Origin of the sequence: Parafrankia sp. EUN1f, assembly GCF_000177675.1 — a bacterium.
Taxonomy (GTDB): Bacteria; Actinomycetota; Actinomycetes; order Frankiales; family Frankiaceae; genus Parafrankia.
The window spans coordinates 81,965-103,045 of the sequence record NZ_ADGX01000004.1 but is presented as its reverse complement, the minus strand read 5'-3'; the positions used below and the strand labels follow the sequence as shown (position 1 = coordinate 103,045).

Annotated in this window: 15 protein-coding genes and 2 pseudogenes; 9 read left to right on the top strand and 8 right to left on the bottom strand. The window is 70.8% G+C overall.

What is annotated here, in order from left to right; translation table 11 throughout:
- Positions 1-25: 25 nt before the first annotated feature.
- Together FREUN1FDRAFT_RS02070 and FREUN1FDRAFT_RS02065 are read left to right on the top strand one after the other, a co-directional pair.
- Positions 26-1,504, top strand: a complete 1,479-nt coding sequence (locus FREUN1FDRAFT_RS02070) for an aldehyde dehydrogenase (RefSeq protein WP_006538274.1) — start codon at positions 26-28, stop codon at positions 1,502-1,504.
- 30 nt (positions 1,505-1,534) lie between these two features.
- Positions 1,535-2,614 (top strand): Zn-dependent alcohol dehydrogenase, encoded by a 1,080-nt coding sequence (locus tag FREUN1FDRAFT_RS02065; RefSeq protein WP_035948826.1) that lies wholly within the window; start codon positions 1,535-1,537, stop codon positions 2,612-2,614.
- 110 nt (positions 2,615-2,724) lie between these two features.
- On the opposite strand, the gene FREUN1FDRAFT_RS02060 is transcribed toward FREUN1FDRAFT_RS02065, so the two are convergent.
- A complete protein-coding gene (locus FREUN1FDRAFT_RS02060) occupies positions 2,725-3,219 on the bottom strand; it encodes a hypothetical protein (protein ID WP_157474206.1) in 495 nt (164 codons plus the stop codon).
- Positions 3,220-3,775: 556 nt separating this feature from the next.
- On the opposite strand from FREUN1FDRAFT_RS02060, the pseudogene FREUN1FDRAFT_RS47865 reads away from it, so the two are divergent.
- The 4 genes and pseudogenes from FREUN1FDRAFT_RS47865 to FREUN1FDRAFT_RS02045 form a co-directional block, all read left to right on the top strand.
- Positions 3,776-3,991: pseudogene (locus FREUN1FDRAFT_RS47865) on the top strand (helix-turn-helix domain-containing protein); the annotation flags it as partial.
- A gap of 258 nt (positions 3,992-4,249) precedes the next feature.
- On the top strand, positions 4,250-5,047 hold the full coding sequence (locus tag FREUN1FDRAFT_RS45775) for a hypothetical protein (protein ID WP_006538271.1): 798 nt from the start codon (positions 4,250-4,252) through the stop codon (positions 5,045-5,047).
- Between the two features lie 132 nt (positions 5,048-5,179).
- The gene (locus tag FREUN1FDRAFT_RS02050; RefSeq protein ID WP_006538270.1) at positions 5,180-5,446 is read left to right on the top strand and encodes a type II toxin-antitoxin system Phd/YefM family antitoxin; all 267 of its coding nucleotides are present in this window, start codon (positions 5,180-5,182) and stop codon (positions 5,444-5,446) included.
- Positions 5,436-5,903, top strand: coding sequence for a type II toxin-antitoxin system VapC family toxin (locus tag FREUN1FDRAFT_RS02045; RefSeq protein ID WP_006538269.1), 468 nt, complete (start codon positions 5,436-5,438; stop codon positions 5,901-5,903). The genes FREUN1FDRAFT_RS02050 and FREUN1FDRAFT_RS02045 overlap by 11 nt, the downstream gene beginning before the upstream one ends.
- Before the next feature lie 363 nt (positions 5,904-6,266).
- Here FREUN1FDRAFT_RS02045 and FREUN1FDRAFT_RS02040 read toward each other — a convergent pair whose 3' ends face one another.
- Positions 6,267-7,994, bottom strand: coding sequence for an amidohydrolase family protein (locus FREUN1FDRAFT_RS02040; protein WP_006538267.1), 1,728 nt, complete (start codon positions 7,992-7,994; stop codon positions 6,267-6,269).
- A 4-nt stretch (positions 7,995-7,998) separates the two neighbouring features.
- Entirely contained in the window at positions 7,999-9,243 is a 1,245-nt protein-coding gene (locus FREUN1FDRAFT_RS02035; RefSeq protein WP_006538266.1) for an amidohydrolase family protein, read from the bottom strand.
- Between the two features lie 348 nt (positions 9,244-9,591).
- Between FREUN1FDRAFT_RS02035 and FREUN1FDRAFT_RS02030 the strand changes: the two genes are divergently transcribed.
- The 3 genes and pseudogenes from FREUN1FDRAFT_RS02030 to FREUN1FDRAFT_RS47855 all read left to right on the top strand — a co-directional run bounded on the left by FREUN1FDRAFT_RS02030 (position 9,592) and on the right by FREUN1FDRAFT_RS47855 (position 14,562).
- The gene (locus tag FREUN1FDRAFT_RS02030) at positions 9,592-10,980 is read left to right on the top strand and encodes an ABC transporter substrate-binding protein (RefSeq protein WP_232295003.1); all 1,389 of its coding nucleotides are present in this window, start codon (positions 9,592-9,594) and stop codon (positions 10,978-10,980) included.
- 108 nt (positions 10,981-11,088) lie between these two features.
- Positions 11,089-12,762, top strand: a pseudogene (locus FREUN1FDRAFT_RS47860) (AMP-binding protein); the annotation flags it as partial.
- A gap of 210 nt (positions 12,763-12,972) precedes the next feature.
- Positions 12,973-14,562, top strand: a complete 1,590-nt coding sequence (locus FREUN1FDRAFT_RS47855; protein ID WP_198144221.1) for an AMP-binding protein — start codon at positions 12,973-12,975, stop codon at positions 14,560-14,562.
- A gap of 339 nt (positions 14,563-14,901) precedes the next feature.
- On the opposite strand, the gene FREUN1FDRAFT_RS02020 is transcribed toward FREUN1FDRAFT_RS47855, so the two are convergent.
- The 5 genes from FREUN1FDRAFT_RS02020 to FREUN1FDRAFT_RS02000 all read right to left on the bottom strand — a co-directional run bounded on the left by FREUN1FDRAFT_RS02020 (position 14,902) and on the right by FREUN1FDRAFT_RS02000 (position 21,019).
- Positions 14,902-16,200, bottom strand: a complete 1,299-nt coding sequence (locus tag FREUN1FDRAFT_RS02020; protein ID WP_006538263.1) for a flavin reductase — start codon at positions 16,198-16,200, stop codon at positions 14,902-14,904.
- A complete protein-coding gene (locus tag FREUN1FDRAFT_RS02015; protein ID WP_006538262.1) occupies positions 16,197-16,913 on the bottom strand; it encodes an acetoacetate decarboxylase family protein in 717 nt (238 codons plus the stop codon). Before FREUN1FDRAFT_RS02015 ends, FREUN1FDRAFT_RS02020 begins: the two co-directional genes overlap by 4 nt.
- A 66-nt stretch (positions 16,914-16,979) precedes the next feature.
- Entirely contained in the window at positions 16,980-18,431 is a 1,452-nt protein-coding gene (locus tag FREUN1FDRAFT_RS02010) for an aldehyde dehydrogenase (RefSeq protein WP_006538261.1), read from the bottom strand.
- A gap of 207 nt (positions 18,432-18,638) precedes the next feature.
- A complete protein-coding gene (locus tag FREUN1FDRAFT_RS02005) occupies positions 18,639-19,847 on the bottom strand; it encodes an amidohydrolase family protein (protein WP_006538260.1) in 1,209 nt (402 codons plus the stop codon).
- Positions 19,848-20,038: 191 nt separating this feature from the next.
- Entirely contained in the window at positions 20,039-21,019 is a 981-nt protein-coding gene (locus FREUN1FDRAFT_RS02000) for a helix-turn-helix domain-containing protein (RefSeq protein ID WP_006538259.1), read from the bottom strand.
- Positions 21,020-21,081: the final 62 nt, after the last annotated feature.

Below are 21,081 nucleotides of genomic sequence, written 5' to 3'. Positions count from 1 at the left end.
CTCACCGGGGGACGGAAGGATGGTCATGAGCGCTCTGGAGACGACCGCCGCGCACGCCGGGTCGCTGTTCATCGGCGGCGACCCGGTGCCGGGCGCGGCGGGGCGCTACCCGGTGATCGACCCGGCCAGCGAGGAGCTGGTCGGCGAGGCACCACAGGCATCACCCGAGCAGGCCCACGAGGCCGCCGCCGCGGCCCGCGCCGCCTGGCGCTCCTGGTCGCAGACCGCCCCCGAGCGGCGCGCGGAGCTGCTCGGGCGGATCGCCGATTTGCTGATCACGCACAACGACGAGCTGGTCGGGCTGGTCCAGGCGGAGACCGGCGCGACCGCACGGGTCGCACAGACCATGCAGGTGCCGGTGGCCGTCGACCGCTTCCGCCGCTACGCCAAGGAGGCGCTCGACCCCGTCGCCGTGCCACTGCCTCCGCAGCCGATGCCCGCCACCCCGCTCGCGTCCGGCGGCCTGATCGGCGCGGTCGCCGTGCGCCAGCCCGTCGGCGTCGTCGCCTGCATCACCCCGTACAACTTCCCGCTGGTCAGCCTGGCGGGGAAGGTCGCGCCCGCGCTCGCCATGGGCAACACCGTCGTGGTCAAACCGGCGCCGCAGGATCCGCTGCAGATCCTTCGCTTCGCCGAGATCGTCGCGGAGGCCGGGGTGCCGCCCGGCGTGGTCAACGTCGTCACCGGGTCGGCGCCGTCGATCGGCGCGGCGCTGGTCGACTCCCCCGACGTCGACATGATCAGCTTCACCGGGAGCACCCAGGTCGGACAGGCCATCGCCGCTGCCGCCGGGCGGGACATGAAGCGGGTGCTGATGGAGCTCGGCGGAAAAGGCGCCGCGATCGTCTTCGACGACGCCGACCTCGACTCGGCGGTGGGCGGCATCGGCTCGACCTGGAGCTTCCACTCCGGGCAGATCTGCACCGCGCCGACCCGTGTGCTGGTCCAGCGCGGCGTGCGCGACGCCCTCGTCGACCGGCTCACCGCCTACGCCGGCGTCTGCCGGGTCGGCGACCCGCGCGCCGCGGACACCGTCGTCGGCCCGGTCATCTCCGCGGCGCACCGGGACCGGGTCGAGGTGATGATCGAGAAAGGTGTGGCCGAGGGCGCGACCCTGGCGGTCGGTGGCCACCGGCCGGCGTCCGACACCGGCTTCTACGTCGCGCCGACGCTGTTCACCGACGTCAAGCCCGGGATGTCGATCGCCCGCGAGGAGTTCTTCGCGCCCGTGGTCGTCCTCATGACGTTCACCGACGAGGACGAGGCCGTCGAGCTCGCGAACGACAGCCCGTTCGGCCTGAGCGACTATGTCTGGACCGCGGACACCGGGCGCGGGTACCGCGTCGCCCGCCGGCTGCGCTCCGGCAGCGTCGGGATCAACACCGTGCAGCGCAACCACGAGACGCCGTTCGGCGGTTTCAAGCACAGCGGCGTCGGGCGCGACTGCGGCACCTTCGCGATGCACGCCTACAGCGAGTTACAGAGCATCGTCTGGTCAAGCTGAAGCTGAGGAGCGACGAGCATGGGTGATCTGCTGCGTGGCATCGTCTGGGACGGTTCCGCCTACCACGTGGTCGACGACCTCGAGGTGCGCCCGCCCGGGCCCGGCGAGGTCGAGGTACGCATGACCGCCGCCGGCCTGTGCCACAGCGACCTGGCGGTCGTGCGGGGGACAATCCCCTTCCCGACCCCGGTCGTTCTCGGCCACGAGGGCGCCGGCGTCGTCTCGGCGCTGGGGCCGGGAGTGACAGGGCTTGCGGAGGGCGAGGCGGTCGCGCTCACCACCCTCGGCAACTGCGGCGCCTGCGAGCACTGCGACGCCGGCCAGCCGACGATGTGCCGCTCCACCTTCGGCCGCCGGCCGCAGCCGTTCACCTGGCGCGGCACGCCCACCTACAACTTCGCGAACACGTCCTGCTTCGCCGAGCGGGTCGTCGTCGCCGCGAACCAGTGCGTGCCGGTTCCCGAGGACGTCCCCGCCGCGTCGGCGGCGCTGCTCGGCTGCGGGGTGCTGACCGGCGTCGGCGCCGTGCTCAACCGCGCCCAGGTGCGGCCCGGGTCGACGGTCGCCGTCATCGGCGTCGGCGGCATCGGCCTGAACGTGATCCAGGGGGCGGCGCTCGCCGGCGCGACCCGCGTCGTCGCCGTCGACACCAACCCCGCGAAGGCCGAACTCGCGTACCGGTTCGGGGCGACCGACTTCGTCGACCCGTCCGGCCGGGACACCGCCGGTGCCGTCCGCGACCTGCTGCCCGCCGACAGCACCGGCGTGGACTACTCCTTCGAATGCGTCGGGCACCCCGCCCTCGCCCGGGCCGCCGTCGACATGCTCGGCTGGCACGGCACGGCCGTCCTTCTCGGGGTGCCGGCGGAGGCCGCCGAGCTTTCGGTCCCCATCACCGACCTCTATCTCGACAAGTCGGTGATGGGTTGCCGCTACGGCTCGTCCCGCCCGCAACGGGACGTCCGCACCTACCTCGGCCTGTACCGCGGCGGCCGCCTCCTGCTCGACGAGCTGGTGACTCGCACCTACCCCCTCGACGCCGTCGGCCAGGCGATGCACGACCTGGAGACCGGCGACCTGGCCCGCGGCGTCCTCACCTTCACCAGGTAGCCCCCCGCATCGACGCGTTGACGGGCGGCCCGCGCTTCCCGCCATCGGTCCGGGATCCGCCGGGTACGCGCGCCGTTGAGCGCACCCGGCGGGCGGTCCGGTGCGTCCCGTCAGCCGCAGTGGACGGAGGTCGCCTCGAAGTGGGAACGTCCGATGCTGCCAGACCATGTGATACACGAATCGGGCGCATAGACATATTTCGGCTCGCTGCGCCTGGCCGGGGAACCCGAGATGAAATCGCCGTTGATTCCCGCGGCGCCGCCCGCGATTCCGGGTGCTATCCCTGCACCTCCCGCGATTCCGGGAGCCACCCCACCTCCACCTCCGGCGATTCCGGGGGCAAAGCCAACGCTGGCGGTCTCAGCCAGCGAAACGTCCGCGGCCAGACGGCCGGACCCTCCCGCGCTGTCGCGGATCGCGACGACGCAGTTCTTTCCGGAGGCCGGACTGTAGGTCAGGAAGACCTTGCCACCGTCCAGCCCGATCGAATCGATCACACTGTAGCCGGTGCCGCATTCTCCGTTATACGTTGCTCCGGCGCTGGCAGTTCCCGAGGACACGAGAACCGTACTACCAGTCACCCCCGTCAGGATGGCGGCCAGCAAGGCCGCTCGCTTGACTCCACCGGCGCCGAAGATTCTGGTCCCGCGCATTTTTCCGTAGGCTCCGCTTCTGTGAGATGAATCTTTTACGGGCAGCATTTCGACCGGAGTTCCGCAGCGACCGGCGCCCCTTCCGGGGCTCCGCCGGCCGCGCGGCCCACACCCGCCTGTCGATCAGGTCTCTCTTTCTTTTGAGCAACCAACGGGATCGCGGGCGCACCATCGCCGGCGGACGAACCAGAGTGGAGACGACGCGCCCCGCAGGGTTCGGCTGGTCGATCTGCCGGACAGCCGCCCCGCCCTGAGTAAGCCAGCCGAAACGTTGAACGACCAGCAGGTTTGCATCCGATCAATCAATCCCGGACAATCTCGACCAGGTCGCGCAGGTCAGCGCGGCCTGGCCACGGGGGGCCGTTCAGAGACCACGCAGGGTTCTTTCGGGCCACCGCGGTTCACCGCGTGCGACATCCGTCCGCTGAGCAGCAGATCACCGGCAGCGGCGGGAGTAGTCGCTCTCCAGAGGAGTCCGATCCTTGACCCGATCCACCCCGCGGTCGTAATGGCCCGACAGCAACGACCGGTCGATCCCAGTGCCGGACCGGTACAGGAATTCGCTCATGACCTCCGGCAGCTACGTGAGAAGGCCGGCCAGCCGACCTACCGGGTCCTGGCGAAAAGCGCGGGATACTCCGCCACCACACTCTCGGAAGCCGCCGGCGGAACTCGACTGCCAACGCTGGATGTCACACTCGCTTTTGTCGGTGCCTGCAATGGTGACCGCGGCGAATGGAGCGACCGGTGGCTGGCCACGTACAAGGCCCTACAAGCCGAGGAGCCGCTCCCAGCAGCGGATCCGGAACCCCCGCAACCTGTCGATCCACCGACACCCCGACAAGAAGCCGATGAGCCCCCTGACGAGAATTCATCCGGAGGCCCGAACGGGCAGCCGGGCGGTTCAGGGGCACGGCTGGCCCCGCCGCCACCACAGCCTCCGCCACCCCCTCCTCCGCCGCGAAGTCGACTGTTGATACTCGTGGCGATCGGCCTCGTCCTGGTCTCCGTCGTCGGCATCACGGTTGCCGTGGCCATCCGCAGCCAGTCGGGAAGCACCGACGCGAGTCGGTGCCCGGCGGTGGGAAAGGACGCCCTGTTCACCGGGACGACCTACGACAACGGAGCCAACGTCCGGTCAGGCGCTCGGCTTGATCGCCCGTTGCTGACGACCGTTCCGCCCGGTTGCACGATCGGATTCGCCGGCTTCTGCATCGGGGAGAAGGTCCTGGACCCGACAGCCGGAATCGCCGACACCCGCTGGTTCGCCCTCCCGCACGACCGCGGCTTCGTGGCGTCGGCGATCATCCACGGAAACCCGCCGGCTGGCATCACTGCCGCCACCTGTCCGGATGGCTATCCGATACCCACCGAGATTTCGCTCGAGCTGTCCGGCGATCCGGCCAGTCCACTCACGGCCGTTCTGCAGGCGCACGGACCGAATGCTCAGATCGTGGGGTTCGCCGCCTACTACGCGGAGGACCCTGCCAGCCCGTCCCTTCGACGCTGGCATCAGATCGGCATCACCAGTGAGGCCAGCCAGGCGTTCTCGGTGAGCTGGCGCCCGGATGGGCTACGGCTTCCTCCGCAGGCAGGCGATCGGGTGCCCGTCGCCGCGGTCGCGTGCCTGGGCGGCGGCGGCCCCACCGAGGCCGTGGACTTCGGCGCCCTGCGCGCGGCTGCACCCGGAATATCAGCCGAACTCACCGCCTCGTCCGGGCCGCCGTCGGCGCAGGACCGCGAGGACGCCCGTCGGGCCGCCTGCCAGTACCCGCACTGACCGCTCACCGCAGGCAGGACAGGCCGGCAGGCACAGGAGCACGTCAGGTGCTCGCCATAGTCGAAACCGGCCACAGACACCCACGGCAGCACCCTGTGACACCAGGTGCTACAGGGTGCTACCGTGGATGTCATGGGCAGCCTGGAGATCACCCAGCGAGATCTGCGGTCGAGATCGCGGGAGATCATGGATGCCGTCGAGCACGGCGAATCCTTCACTGTCACTCGGGATGGTCGTCAGATCGGCCAGCTGGTGCCCATTCGGCGTAGGCGCAGGTTCATTTCCCGCCAGGAGTTCGCCGCGATGTCACGCAACGCGCCCGACACGGATCTGGCTGCCTTCCGCGCCGACCAGGACGCGGCGGTCGACCACGAGGCCACCGGCGCCTATGACCACTGAGGCTTTTCGGCAGGGCCTGCTCGACACCAACATTTTGATCCTGCGTCGATGGATAGATCCCGCCGAGCTCCCCGACGAGATGGCGATCAGCGCCGTGACGCTTGCCGAGCTGTCCGCAGGGCCGCATCAGGTCCGGCGCAACGATGACCAGGACCTGTACGACGAACACGAGGAACGCGCGCGACGGATGGAAACCCTGCAGCGCGCTGAGAACGAGTTCGACCCGATCCCGTTCGATGCCGAAGCGGCCCGTGTCTACGGTCGTCTGTCGGCAGCCGTCGTCGCCGCTGGGCGCAGGCCACGCCGCCGCGTCGCGGATCTCATGATCGCGGCCACGGCGATCACGGAGAGCCTGCCCCTGTTCACCACGAATCCCGGTGACTACGTCGGCCTGGAAAGGCTCATGGACGTGGTCCCGGTCACGAGGCCGTCGGTGCTTCCTGAGAAGCAACGCTGAAGTTCGCCGCCTGGGCGTGCGATTCCGGCCCGGCGGCCCCACGCCTACCCGCCACCGGTGATCAGTCGGCAGTAAGCCCCAGCTCCGAGTTCCATGCCTCGACGCTCCGGAGGCTCGGCCTCTACGTGGTTTGCGCCAGCCCGGCTCTTCTGCTCGACCGGGTGATAAACGGACGGTTCCGGTCCAGGCGGATAGCTGTTGAGTGCAGCATTCTCTTCGCTGCCGAGACCCTGTGGAGCTTGCGGAAGGACCTTTACCCGAGGAGCCATGCGCACCTGGTTGAACGGGTGGCCTCAGTCCGCGACCACGGTGAGCCGGCGCGGCTGCAGCGGCATCAGCCAGCGGCCGACGACTGAGGAACCTTCAGCGGGTCGGCACGCTGAAGGTGTCGCGGCCGGAGCGCAGCAGGGTGCCCGGGGTGGCGCCGGTGGTCGTCCCGTCCCGGACGATCTCGACGCCGTTCACCAGCACATGGGCGACGCCGATCGAGCCGGCGGTGAGGCGGGCCGCGCCGCCGGGGAGGTCGTCGACCAGGGCGGCGGGCTCGGCGTCGACGGTGGCCGGGTCGAAGACGGTGATGTCGGCGTGGCAGCCCGGTGCGAGCCTGCCCCGGTCGCGCAGGCCGAACAGGGCCGCCGGCTCGCCGGTCATCATCGCGACAGCCGTCTCCAGGCCGACGAGGCGGCGCCCGCGCAGGCAGTCGCCGAGGAACCTGGTCGGGTAGGGCGCGCCGGCCATCCGGTCCAGGTGCGCACCGGCGTCCGAGCCGCCGAGCAGGACGTCCGGATGTGCCCAGGTGTCGCGCCGCAGCGCCCACGAGTCGGGGTCGTTGTCGGTCGGCATCGGCCACAGGACCGTGCGCAGGTCGTCGGCGGCGGCGATCTCGACGAGTGCGGCGAACGGGTCGAGGCCGCGTTCGGCGGCGATGTCACCGACGATGCGGCCGGTCAGGCCGGCGTTGGCGGGTGCGTAGGTGTCGCCGATGACGTAGCGGCGGAAGTCCGCGAGTCGGCGCAGGACGCCGGCTTCCGGGGAGCGGGCCCGTTCCAGCAGGCGGGCGCGAACCGCCGGGTCGCGCAGCGCGGCGATCCGCTCGGGGATCGGCAGGCCGAGGACGTCCCCCCAGCCGGGGATGAGGTGCAGCGCGCAGAAGGTGCGCAGGCTCATGTTCATCGGTACCAGCGTCGGCATGGTCAGGGCGACGACCCGGCCGCCGAGTTCGCGGGCCCGCGCGGAGGCGGCCAGCTGGTGCGGGACCCGGTCGGGGGCGGCCGCGTCGATGGTCAGCACGTTCCAGTTGAGCGGGCGGCCCGCCGCCGCGCTCATCCGCGCGAGCAGGTCGATCTCGTCGTCGTCGAAGGTGTTCAGGCAGCCGGGGACGATCCCTTCCAGGAACGTGCCCTCGTGCTCGCCGACGGCCGCGCACAGCGCGAGCGTCTCCTCGTGGGACGCCCAGCGGGAGGCGACCGGCCGGCCGTCACCGTCGACATGCGTCGAGGAAAGCGTGGTGGACAGGCCGAGGGCGCCGGCGGCGAGCGCGTCGTGCAGCGCCGCCGTCATGGCGGCGACCTCGCCCGCGGTCGCCGCCCGGCCGACGGCCTCGGTGCCCAGGACGTAGGAGCGCAGCGCGCAGTGCCCGACGAGGAACCCGGCGTTGACGCCGATCCGCCCGTCGAGTGTGTCGAGGTACTCGGCGAACGTCTCCCAGCCCCAGTCGACGCCGGTCTCCAGCGCGGCCAGCGGCATCCCCTCGACGCGGGCCATCATCCGGCGCAGGTAGTCGGCCCCGCCGGGGCGCAGCGGGGCGAGGGTGAACCCGCAGTTGCCGCCGATCACCGTGGTGACCCCGTGCACGTTCGACGGGGTGGCGTACGGATCCCAGAGCAGCTGCGCGTCGTAGTGGGTGTGGACGTCGACGAAGCCCGGCGCGACGATGAGGCCGTCGGCCTGGATCCGCACCCGGGCCTGCGTGGGCTCACCGGGTGGGGTTACGGCCGCGATCCGACCGTCCTTGACTGCGACGTCGGCGTGCCGGCCCGGCGCGCCGGTGCCGTCCACGACGAGACCACCGGTGATCAGCGTGTCGAACATGGCGCTACCCCCGGGGGGCCGGCAGGTCGGGGGCGGCGGCCCAGCGGCCGTTCGCGGTGAGGCCGAGCATGCGGATCGCGTTGCCGCGGACGATCTTCTCGATGGTCTCGATCGGCAGATGTTTCATCTGGCGTTCGGCGACGGCGCGGGTGTCGGGCCAGGTGCTGTCCGAGTGCGGGTAGTCGCTTTCGTAGGTGACGGTGTCGGCGCCGATCTCGTCGAGGCTGAGCAGGCCGTGCGGGTCGTCGAAGAAGCAGCCGTACACGTGCCGGCGGTACAGCTCGCTCGGGGGCACGGTCACGGTCTCCCCCAGCCCGCCCCAGCCTCGGTTCTCCCGCCAGACGACGTCGGCGCGGTGCAGGATGTACGGAATCCAGCCGATCGAGCCTTCGGAGTAGGCGATCGTGAGTTCCGGGAAGCGCTCGAACGTTCCGGACAGCAGCCAGTCGACGAGGGAATAGCACGAGTTCGCGAACGTCAGGGTGGAGCCGACGGCCGGCGGGGCGTCCGCCGACGTCGAGGGCATCTTCGACGACGACCCGATGTGCATGTTGATGGTCGTCCCGGTCTCGGCGCAGGCGGCGAAGAACGGATCCCAGTAATGGTCGCGGTCGTGGATGGACGGCAGGCCGAGAAACGGTGGGATCTCGCTGAAGCAGACGGCGCGCACACCCCGGGCGGCGTTGCGGCGGACCTCGGCGGCGGCGAGCCCGGCGTCCCACAGCGGGACGATCGCGAGCGGGATCAGCCGGCCGGCCGCCGCGCCGCACCATTCCTCGACCATCCAGTCGTTGTAGGCGCGTACGCACAGCAGTGCCAGCTCCCGGTCGGCGGCCTCGGTGAAGGTCTGGCCGCAGAAACGCGGGAAGGTGGGAAAGCACAGAGACGACTCGATGTGGTTGACGTCCATGTCGGCGAGCCGGTCGGCGACCGTGAAGGCACCCGGGCGCATCTGGTCGTAGCGCACCAGCCGCAGGTCGACCTCGTCGCGGTCGAAGCCGACCGCGGCGTCGAGGCGCATCAGCGGGCGGCACAGGTCCTCGTAGCGCCACCAGGCGACGTCCGGGCCGCTGCCCGGCGAGCCCATGGTCACCGTCAGCCGGCCGCCCACGAAGGTGACCTCGCCTTTCGGGGCGTGGACCACCCGGGGGCCGACGTCGCGGTACCGCGCCGGCAGCCGGCTGCTCCAGACGTCGGGTGGCTCGACGACGTGATCGTCTACCGAGACAATCTTCGGGAAGTCGTGCATGGGGGCAGGGTAGCTCCGTTTCTGACGATCCGTCAGGTGTACGGGGCGACCTGGACCCGCACAGCAAGCAATCAGTGCCGGTATTTGCGCCGCAGCCAGCAAAGCATGCCTGAGATGGCGTCAGAAACCTTGCGGAAACCTCTATCGCCAGAAGAGAACGTGTTCTAGTCTGTCGGTCTGTCGGCGCGCCCGGTGCAACGAGCGCGTTTCGCCGCCTCACACGCCCCGCCGAGTCGCCGCGGCCTGCCTCCCCGCGGCCGCCGGCCGCTGGCTGACCGGCCGACGTGCGGGCGTCAAGGGAGAGGACATCCCCCGATGAGACCCCACCCCCGCCGTCGCAGAGCCCGCTTGGCTTCCGCGCTGACGGTCGCCATCGCGGCGACCATAGCCCTGACGGCGTGCACCCGGTCCGCCGACGAACGTGAGACGGGGGGATCCGAGCCCGCCGCGACGACGGCGGGCGCATCGCCGGCAGCGGCCGCGGCCGGCGACTTCGGCACCCTGCGGGGCGTCTGCGGCCCCGGCCCCGCGAGCGGCGGCGGTAGCGGTAGCGGCGGCGGGGCCGCGGGCGGTGCGAGCGTTCGCGGGGTCACCGACTCGGAGATCACGATCGGCACCACCGCCGATGTGGGCAGCAACATCACCCCCGGCCTGGGCCAGGAGTTCTTCGACGTGGGCGACGCGTTCGTCGCCTGGTGCAACAAGGCCGGCGGCATCAACGGCCGGAAGCTCAAGCTCATCAAGCACGACGCGAAACTGTCCGAAGCCGCCGCGCAGATGATCCAGGCCTGCCAGACCGACTTCATGATTGTCGGCGGCGGAATGGTCGGTGACGCCGCCGCGGTCGGGCCGCGGGTCGACTGCGGGCTCGGCCAGATCTCCGGCTACACCGTCTCCCCGGAGGCCATCAGGGCACCGCTTCAGGTCGTGCCGATTCCGGCGCCGTTCGACCAGTACCCGATCGGCGCCTACCGGCAGCTCGTGAAACGCTATCCCGAGGCGGCCGACCATCTCGGTGTGGCGGGAAACAACCTCGCGACCCTGCGCCCGCAGGGCCTGCGGCTGCGGGAGGCACTCACCACCAACGGTTTCGGGGTGAGCTCCTACCAGGAATGGCCCCCGCTGGTGGCGAACTACCGGCCGTACATGGAGGAGATGCGGGCCAAGGGGACCCGGGGGCTGGAAGCGATCGCCCTGCAGGACCTCACCGCGCCGCTGACCGCGATCAACAACATCGGGTGGAAGCCGGACTTCGTCGTCATCGCGCACCAGCTGTACGACCCGGGCACGATCAAGGCGGTGACCACGGCGAACTTCTCCAACGTCTACCTCACGCTCGACCACGTTCCGTTCGAGCTCGCCGACACGGTACCCGCGGTGAAGGAAGCCGTGACGATTCTGCGGGAGACCCACCCGGAGGCGAAGCTCACCGACTTCACCGCCATCGGCTTCAACGCCTGGCTGCTGTGGGCGAAGGCGGCGACCGAATGCGGGGCGGACCTGACCACCGCCTGTGTGCTGGAGAAGGCCGGCGCAACGAAGCAGTGGTCGGCCGGCGGCCTCTATCCCGCGCACGACATCGCCCCCGGCGGGAAGGGTGACCTCAGCACCTGCGTCCTGCTCATGAAGGTCACCCCCGACGGTTTCGTCTACGACCGCGAGCTCACCCGGCCGAACAACGGCATCTACAACTGCGATCCGTCCAATGTGGCCGAGCTGACGAACACCTTCGAATAGCGGTCCGAATCCGTCCCGTACCGACGACCCATCCACCCGAATTCCAGCCGCCAGGATTGAGCCTTTTCCATCGTCGGCTCCGACCTGCGGCTACAGCGCTCGACAAACGTGAGATGGAAAAGGCTCAACGTCGAAGGGGATATCGTGAGCACCGGGGTCAACTTCGCGGACATGATCGAGCTCATCGCGGACACGGTGCCGGGCCGGCCGGCCATCGTCGCCGGATCGTCACGACTGACCTACGCCGAGCTGGACGCCCGTGCCGACCGCGCCGCGCGGCTGCTGCGGCACGCCGGAGTCCAGCCCGGCGAGCACGTCGGCATCTACGCGGTGAACCGGATCGAATGGGTCGAGGCGATGATCGGCTGCCTCAAGCTGCGGGCCACCCCGGTGAACATCAACTACCGGTATGTCGCGGCGGAGCTGCGGTATCTGATCGACAACGCCGACCTGCGCACGATCGTCGTCGAACGGCGCTATCTGCCCACCCTCACCACGGCGCTGGCGGACGTCTCACCGGTACGCGCCGTCGTCGTCATCGAGGACGGCTCCCCACCCCCGGCCGACGTCCCGGCCGACGTCCCGGCCGACGGCAGGTGCGGCGGCGCGGCCGGGAGTCAGGCGACGTCGTGGCGAACGGTCGGGTTCGAGGACCCTACGGCCGATCCGGCGACGGATCCGCGACCGGTGCGGATCCCCCGCGACGGCGATGATCACTACATCATCTACACGGGCGGTACGACGGGGCTGCCCAAGGGGGTGGTGTGGCGGTCCGCCGACCTGTTCCGGGCTGCGATCGCCCGCCCCCTGCCGGACGGCCGGGTCCCGACCGGCATCACCGACTTCGTCGAGCACGCGGCGAACCCGCCGCTGAACTACTTCACCCTGGCGCCGCTCATGCACGGGGCCGCCCAGCTCGGCGTGCTCATCGCGATCGCCACCGCGGGCACCACCGTGCTGTGGACGGGCCGCAGCTTCGACGCGCCCGCGATCTGGGATCTCGCCGCGGCCGAGCGGGCGACGTCTATGACCGTGGTCGGCGACGCGATGGCGCTCCCGCTGGTCGACGCGCTGGAGGCACGGCCCGGCGGCTGGGATCTCTCCGGGCTGTTCGCTCTGGCCAACAGTGGTGCGCCGCTGTCCAGCGGGGTCCGGGCCCGGCTGGCGCGGCTGCTGCCGAACGTGCTCATCATCGACTCGTACGGCGCCACCGAGCTCGGGCACAGCGGCGCCGAGGAAGGTGGGCCGGCACGCTTCCGGCTCAGCGGTGACACCGCCGTCCTCGACGAGCACCTCGTCCCGATCAACCCGGGAGCGGACGCGGTCGGCCGGATCGCGCGCCGCGGGGCGATCCCGCTCGGCTACTACAAGGACCCGGAGAAGACCGCCGCCGTGTTCCAGACCGACGCCGGCGGGGTGCGCTGGGCAGTGCCGGGCGACCTCGCCACCGTCGACGCGGACGGCACGGTCCGACTACTCGGCCGCGGCAGCACCGTGGTGAACTCCGGCGGCGAGAAGATCTTCCCCGAGGAGGTCGAGGACGCGCTGAAGACGCATCCCGACCTCGTTGACGCGGTGGTGGTCGGGGTCCCGGATCCCCGGTTCGGCGAGCGGGTCGTCGCCCTCGCGGTCCTGCGCACCGGGCGGGCGCCCGACTCCGCGGCGCTCATCGCGCACTGCCGAGGCCTCGTCGCCGGTTTCAAGGTGCCGCGGGAGATCCACACCGTGACCGCCATCAGGCGCAGCCCGGCCGGAAAGGTCGACATCCCCTGGGCCCGCGCCCGCGCCGCCGACCTGTCCGGCTCCGCGGAACCGCCCGTTACCGCCGACCCTTCCGGCTCCGCGGAACCATCCGGTACCGCCGACTTGTCCGGTTCCGCGGAACCACCCGACGCCACCGACCTATCCGGTTCCGCGGAACCACCCGGCTCCGCCGAACCGCCCGGCTCCGCCCCTGCCCCCGGCCTGAGCCCGGCGGGCGTGATCGGCGAGTTGGCGGCTGATGGATCCGCGGCCGACGTGGCACGGCGGGAGCGGGCATCGTTCCTGCCCGATCTGCTCATCGCGGCGCTCGAACGCGGCCGCGACCTTCCGGCTGTGCACCTCGACGGCCGGGTGCTGACCGGGGCCGAGGTGCGCGACGAGATGAGCCGATACGCGCAGGCGTACGCGAAGCTCGGCCTGGGCGTCGGCAGCCCGACCGCGATGATCTCAGCGAACCGCCCCGAGGTGCTTTTCACCATGGGCGCGAACATGCTGACCGGATGCCGGTCGTCCGCGCTGCATCCACTCGGCTCCGTTGATGATCACGCGTACATCCTCGCCGACGCCGAGATCGAGACGCTCGTGTTCGACCCGGCCTTCGCCCATCGTGCGACGGAGCTGGCGCAGCGGGTGCCGTCCCTGGTGAACCTGCTGTCACTCGGGCCGGCGGAGGTGGGCACGGACCTGACCGCGCTGGCCGCCGGGTTCACCCCGCGCCCGCTGGTCGCGCCCCGGGTGGGGCCCGAGGACGTCTCCGGCATCACCTACACGGGCGGTACGACGGGACGTCCCAAAGGGGTGATGTCGACGTACCGCGGCGCGGCCACGATGACCCAGATCCAGCTCGCCGAATGGGAGTGGCCGACCGAGACCCGCTTCCTCGTCTGCACACCGCTGTCGCACGCGGGCGCCGCCTTCTTCGTGCCGGTGCTGCTGCGGGGCGGGTCGCTGGTCGTGCTCCCCCGGTTCGACCCCGCCGCGGTGCTCGACGCGATCGAGAAGTACCGCATCACCGCGACGATGCTCGTGCCGACCATGCTCTACCACCTGCTCGACCACCCGAAGCTGGCGACGGCGGACACGTCGAGCCTGCAGACCGTCTTCTACGGGGCCTCGGCGATGAGCCCGACCCGGCTGGCGGAGGCCATCGAGCGGTTCGGGCCGGTCTTCTTCCAGTTCTACGGGCAGAGCGAATGCCCGATGACGATCAGCGTCCTGCGCCGCGGGGACCACGATGTCACCCGCCCCGACCGGCTGGCCAGCTGCGGGCGTCCGGTGCCGTGGGTGCGGGTGGCGCTGCTCGATGACGACGGCGCCGAGGTGGCCGACGGTGAGCCCGGGGAGGTCTGCGTCCGCGGGCCGCTGCTGTCAGCCGGTTACTGGCGCCGCCCGGACCAGACGGCGGAGCTGTTCGAGCACGGCTGGCTGCACACCGGGGACATCGCGCGCCGCGACGCCGACGGCTTCCTGACCATCGTGGACCGCAAGAAGGACATGGTCGTCACCGGCGGGTTCAACATCTTCCCGAAGGAGGTCGAGGACGTCCTGTGCTCGCACCCGGCGATCGCGGCAGCGGCCGTCATCGGCGTGCCGGACGACACCTGGGGGGAGGCGGTGAAGGCGGTGGTGACCCTGCGCCCCGGAGCCGAGGTCTCCACCGCCGAGCTGACCGCGCTCGTCCGGGAACGCAAGGGCCCGCATCATGCCCCGAAGAGCGTGGACGTCGTCGACGAGCTGCCGATGAGCCCGGTCGGCAAACCGGACAAGAAGGCCCTGCGCGCCCGCTACTGGTCCACCGGCGAACGCCGCGTCCACTGACCCTTCTCCAGAATCGGGCTGTCGCTCTGGCCGTGGCTGACGCCGGGCAAGCGTTGAGGATCGTGGTCGCTTGAACGACCACGATCCTCAACTTTTGCGGATTGCCAGGTCACCACGCGCCCCTTTTATGGCTCTTGTTCTGAATTGCTGGCGCTTTACGAAAATGCGGGATCCCTCGGTGGGCGGCCGTGCGGTGGGCGGCATCCAGGCGCGTTGGGGCCGAGGCAGGGGTGATCCGCCGCGGGACCATTCGCGGCGGATCACCGTGGTTTTTACGATTTTCCGGCGAGGCGGTGGCGGCGGCGCCGGTCTGGAAGTGGGGGTAGGAGCCGGTCCGAGTCAGGAGGCAGGGGTGTCGGCGAGGGCGGCGGTGACCTCCCGCGCCGTGGCGAGCAGCTGGCGGGCCTGCGCCCGCGGCCCGGTGTGCCAGCCCGAGTCGCGGCCGATCACGCTCAGCACCAGCACCACGCTCCCGTCCGCGTCGAAGACCGGAGCCGACAGCGTCTCCACCGCCTCGCGCCCGCCGGCATCGCGCCGCCCGCCGACATCGCGCCGGAACGAGCCGTTCGCGACTTCCCCTGCCGGCGCATCCCCCGCCGGCGCATCCCCCGCCGGCGCATCCCCCGCGGGTGCTTCCCAGTCGGGTGCCTCCCAGCCGGGTGGCAGGGCCCGGATCAGGTCCCGGGCCTCTGTCTGCGCCCGGTCGGTGAAATCGGTGCGCATCAGCGCGCGCAACAGCGACACGTGCCACCCCGGCCCGCGCCCGACCGCGTAGCCGTGCCGGCGCACCGAGGCGAGTGTCGCGTTCAGCGCCTCGGACGCACCGGGCTGCGCCCCGCTGCCGATCTGCGCGCACCAGGCACGCCGGACGTTCTCCGGAGCCCAGGCGACGAAGGCGGTGCCCAGCGGCGGCAGGAACGGAATCCGCTGACCGACCCGGGTCGGCAGCGCGTGGGAACGCGAGCCGCCCGCGTTGGCGACCAGGACCAGCTCCTGACCGACTGCCGCGCTGGCTACGCATTCGGCACCCAGGGCGTCGGCGAGCGCCTCCATGTGCGGGCGGGCGATGTCCGCGCAGCGCAGCTGCACCGCGAGGTCGCCCTCCCAGGCCGCCAGCGACGGCGACGCGAACCGGCCGTAGCCGCCCTGGAAGAAGACCAGCGGAGCGATCTCACGGCCCACGTCGAGATGATGCACCCGGCCGATCACGATCCAGTGGTCGCCGGCCGAGTGCACTGCTTCGATCTCGCAGTCGATGAACGCGACGACCCCGTCGAGCAGCGGCGAGCCCGAAGGTGCCCGCTGCCAGGAGAGACTCGCGAACCTGTCGCCGCCGCGGGCCGCGAACGCCCGGCACACCGCCTCCTGGTCGCTGCCGAGGACGTTCACGCAGAACCGGCCCGAGGCCTGGATCCGCGGCCAGGACGTCGAGGACTTGTCCGGGAAGAAGGCCACCAGCGGAGGATCGAGGGACGCGGAGGTGAAGGAGCCGACGGCCATCCCCACCGGCTGCCCGTCCGCGCCCATCCCGGTGACGACGGCGACCCCGGTGGGGAACGTGCCGAGCACCCGCCGGAACCAGGCCGCGTCCGCCGCCGGGTTCGGGGTACCGGACCGGTGGTTCGGGGTGGTGGTCATGCGGTCACCAGCCGCCGGCCGAGCTGGAACGTGGCGCGCAGGCCCTCGCCCCACACGCAGCTGTCGGGCGCGGCCGGCAGGCCGAGGCCGCGCAGCTCGTCCGCGAGCGGGCCCTCCCCCAGTTCGAGGGACACCTCGGACGGATCTACGGCGTCCGAGCCGATCTCCATCTCGGCCGCCGTCGCGTACGGGTGCCCGTCGAGGTACGAGTAGCTCTCCACGATGAGCACCACCGGTGGCCCGAGCGGTGCGGGGCGCCGGGGAAACCCGAGTGTGAGGGCCGGCAGGCCGGCCGGGCTGCTCACCCGGAAGGTGAACCCGCCGCCGCCGTATCCGGCGGATATCGTCTCGACCGTCTTCGGGAATCCCATCACCCGGTTGCCGGCCTCGCAGGTGAAGGGCTGGTTGACCGGCATCCGGTAGATGAACGATCCGACGGTTTCGTCGCCGGCGCCGGACGGCCGGCTCAGAAAGCCGACGTTGAGCTCGTTGTAGTCGCCCCATGGATTGCGCCGGAAATCGCACGCGGCGATGACGAGGCAGCCCACACCGGGCGCCGTCTCCACCAGTTCGAAAGAATTCCCCGGCAGGAGGGCCGCGGCCTCCCGAGCCGGGACCGAATAGGTCAGCGTGGCGGCGTTGAACGCCTCCACCCGCATCGGGAACGTGATCTCGGCCCCGTCAATCGTGCCCCAGAGATGTGTCGCCGCCATCGCACCGGTTCCCCTTTCGTGCCGTGTGCCAGGACGTCATGCCGCCTGCGGAAAGGGTGGGCCCGGTCAGCTTCCGGCCCATTCCGCCGGCATGTTCACGGTCTGGTACTCGATATAGGCCGCGAGGCCTTCCGGCCCGAGCTCACGGCCCAGCCCCGAATCCTTGAAGCCGCCGAAGGGCGCGCAGTTCTCGAGCATGAAGGTGTTGACGTTGAAGGTCCCCGTCCGCACCTGGCGGGCGACGGCGAGGCCGGTGTCGTGATCCGCCGTCCAGACGGATCCGGACAGGCCGTAGTTCGAGTCGTTCGCGAGGCGCACCGCGTCGTCCACACCGTCGTACTCGATCACGGAGAGCACCGGGCCGAAGATCTCCTCCTGGGCGATCCGCATCCCGTTCTCGACGCCGACGAACAAGGTCGGCTCCACGTACCATCCGCGGTCGAGGTCGGCCGGGCGCCCACCGCCCACCGCGACCTTGGCGCCCTCGGCCACCCCGGCGGCCAGGTACTCCTCGACGCGCCCACGCTGCCGGGCGCTCACCAGCGGCCCGACCTGCGTCTCCTCGTCGAGCGGCGCGCCGACCTTCACTCCCTCGACACCGGCGACAAGCGCTTCCACCACCTCGTCGTAGCGGTCGCGCGGGGCGAGGACGCGGGTCTGCGCGACGCACGCCTGACCGCTGTTCATCAGGCCCGCGCCGAGCAGGGCCGGGACGGCCGCCGCCAGGTCCACGTCGGGAAGGAGGATCGCCGCCGACTTGCCGCCGAGCTCAAGGGTCACCCGGCGCAGCCGCTGCCCGCACAGGGACGCGATGTGGCGGCCCACCGCCGTGCTGCCGGTGAAGCTGACCTTGTCGACACCGGGATGGGTGACGAGATACTCGCCGACCACACGGTCGGCCGGCAAGATGTTCACCACACCCGGGGGAAGGCCGACCTCCTCCAGCACCTCGCCGAGAAGCCGGGCCGACAGCGCGGCCTCCTGAGCCGGTTTCAGCACGACGGTGCAGCCGGCGACGATCGCGGGCGCGAGCTTGAGCATGGTGGCGTAGACGGGGACGTTCCAGGGAACGATGGCGGCGACCACACCGACCGGAGTTCGGCGCACCACGGACGGCCCGAGCAGCCCGGCCCGGGTCTCCTCCCAGGCGGTGTTTCTGCCGAGTTCCGCGTAATAGTCGGCGACCATGGTGGCGGCCAGCACCTGGCCCAGGCGCGAGAAGGTGATGGGCGCGCCTATCTCGTTGCTGATCGTGCGGGCGAACTCCTCGGAGCGGGCGCTGATCTGTGCCGAGATCCGGGCGAGAGCGTCGGCCCGGGCCGCGCCGTCGGTGTTCTTCCAGGGGCCGCTGTCGAATGCCGTGCGGGCGGCCGCCACGGCCGCGTCGATATCGGCGCGGGCGACCGACGGAATCTGGCCTATCACGTCCTCCGACGCGGGGCTGATGACATCGACGAAGCCCTCCCCCGCCGACGGGACCCACTTTCCTCCGATGAACAGGCGGTTGTCGGAACCCATGCGAACCGGCCTCCTCGCTCAGTCCTGCGACGCGCGCCCGCCCGTCTGGTCGGCCGGCGGACACCCCGACAGACTAGAACAGGTTCTTATTCGCGTACAGGGCACCCGAACCATTTCCTGACACCCCATCAGAAAACTGTTCGGGCGACTGAGGCGCCCCGCTGCCCCGCTGCCCGCGACCGCGGGCGGCGGGCGGCGGGCTACCGGCTACGGGAGGAGGGCCGGCCAGTCGTCACCGGTGGGCAGCGGGTGGCGGAACAGCCTGGCGGCGTTGCCACCGGCGATCAGCACGGCCTCGTGCCGCGGCAGGTCCGCGAAGCGCTTGCGCAGCAGGTCCTGCGAGTTCGGCCAGGTCGAGTCGGCGTGCGGGAAGTCCGTCTCGAACAGGATGTGGTCGATCCCGATCATGTGCCGCTGGTCGAGGGTGCCGGGGTCGTCCAGCATGCAGAAGTAGAAGTTGCGGCGCAGTACCTCACTCGGCGTCAGGTCATACGTCCACGGTGTGCCACCGCCGCCGGAGTGCTCCATCACGTAGTCGAGGCGGTTGATGGCCATCGGCACCCACCCGATGCCACCCTCGCTCAACGCGATCTTGATGTTCGGGTACAGCGCCGGGATGCCCGCCCACACCCAGTCGATGGCGGCGCAGTACGCGCCGGCCGGGAACAGCGACGTCTGCACGTTCAGCCCGCCACCGGGCGAGCCCTGCAGGACGAAGCCACTCGCCCCGCAGTGCAGCGAGATGACCGTGTCGGTCTCCTCGCACGCCTTGAAGAACGGCTCCCAGTGCTGGTGGTTCGTGATCGGCGGCAGCTTGAGCAGGTGCGGGGACTCCAGGAACGACACCGACGTGAAGCCGAGCTCGGCGTTGCGCCGGATCTCCTCGGCGGCGATCTTCGGATCCTTCAGCCAGGGCAGCTGCATCGGGATGAAGCGCTCCGGGTACGCGCCGTGCCACTCCTCGATCATCCAGCTGTTCCAGGCCCGGATCGCGGCGAGCCCGACCTCGGTGTCGTTGTTCATCGACAGCACCCGGCCGGTGAAACCCCATGCCCCGGACGGGAAGCACAGCGACGCCCAGATGCCGTCGAGATCCATGTCCTTCACCCGGGCGTGGACGTCCCACGCCGACCGGCGCATCTCGTCGAAGTTCAGCGGGTCGAGGGTCCACTGCGACTTCGGGCGCCCGGCGACGACGCTCATCCCGTTGTCGCGGTAGAGCCGGTCGCGGTAGAGCCAGGCCTCCGAGCCGTCGGGCGTCGTGATCACCTGGGGTGCCCAGTCACGCAGCTTCGCCGGGAACCGCCCGACGAAGACGTCGGCCGGCTCGGTGAGGTGATCATCGACGGAGACGATCGAGTAGCTGCGCTCCTGCGGTTCGGGGTCCCCAAGCAGCTGCCAGTTCGGCCTCGGCATCGTGAGCTCCTGGTTCTCGCCGTCGTCACGTCAGCGGTGCAGCGGCGTCAGCAGTAGTGCGTAAACGCTCACTTCCGATCCTAGCCGCTCCACCACCTCCCGGACGACCGGTTCACCGTTTGACCGGCCCACAGCACGGACATCCCGCAGCCACGGCGACCCCGCCTTCTCCCCCACGAGGTGAGCGATCGTTACGTCCAGTCCGGGTAGTCGGGTGGGAACACGCCGTGCAGGCGGCGGGTCGCCTCCGCTGTCCTTGCGGCGAGCGCGGCTCCGATGGCGTTGACCCTGGCACCGGGCAACGCCTCACCCCCCAGATGCAGAAAGACGATGAACCGGGTCCGCGCCGAGCTGTCGAACACCGGTGCCCCGATCAGGCCGACGACATACGACTCGTCCTCGGCGATCGGCCCGTAGCCGTACTGGATGTCCTCCGGGTTGGAAGGGGCGGGCTCGCCCGCGGGCCCGTCGGCGGGGACGGATGCGGCGGCGGGCACGGCGGTGCGCCCCGGACCGGCCGCCGCATCGTCGTCCAGATCGGCGATCACCGAGAGGATCGCGCTCGGCGTGAGCAGGCCGATCCCCTCGACGCCGAAGCCGCGGTGCCGGGTGTGGGCCAGCAGATCGGGCAGGTCCAGATGCCGCGCGACCCGCGGTGTGCGGGCCTGCCAGGCCGCGCGGTCCTCGTCCGACGCCCAGGCGGTGATCAGCAGGCCGAACGGGGGCGCGAAGGGGTACCGGACGCCGATCACCGCCTCGACGAAGCGCTCCGACGGGCCGAAACGGTGCGCCATGACGAGCTCGTCGTGGTCGCGCATGTGGATCGAGCACCCGTAGCCGAGTGACCGGCTGAGCGGTTCGAGCTGGTGGGCGAGCGCGCGCAGGGCCGGGAACCTGGCGTCCGCGGCCTTGCCGAGGGCGAGGAGCGCGGGCCCCGGTGTGTAGCTCTTGTCGGATTCGTCCCGGACCACCAGCGCCGAGTGACGCAGCTCATTGAGGATCGCCAGCGCCGTGCTCGGGACGAGGCCGAGCTCCCGGGCGACCTCCGCGAGTGTCCACGAGCGGTCCGGGTGAGCACCGAGAAGCTCCAGGATGCGGATCACCCGTCGCGTCGGTGGTGACACCCGATCGCTACGGGTGTCGGCGGAGATAGCCGTGTTGCGCGCCGTCATCGCTCCTCACTCAGGGCCATGGCGTGGTCGACACCCGACAGTCTGCCCGAGTCGCCCCAGCC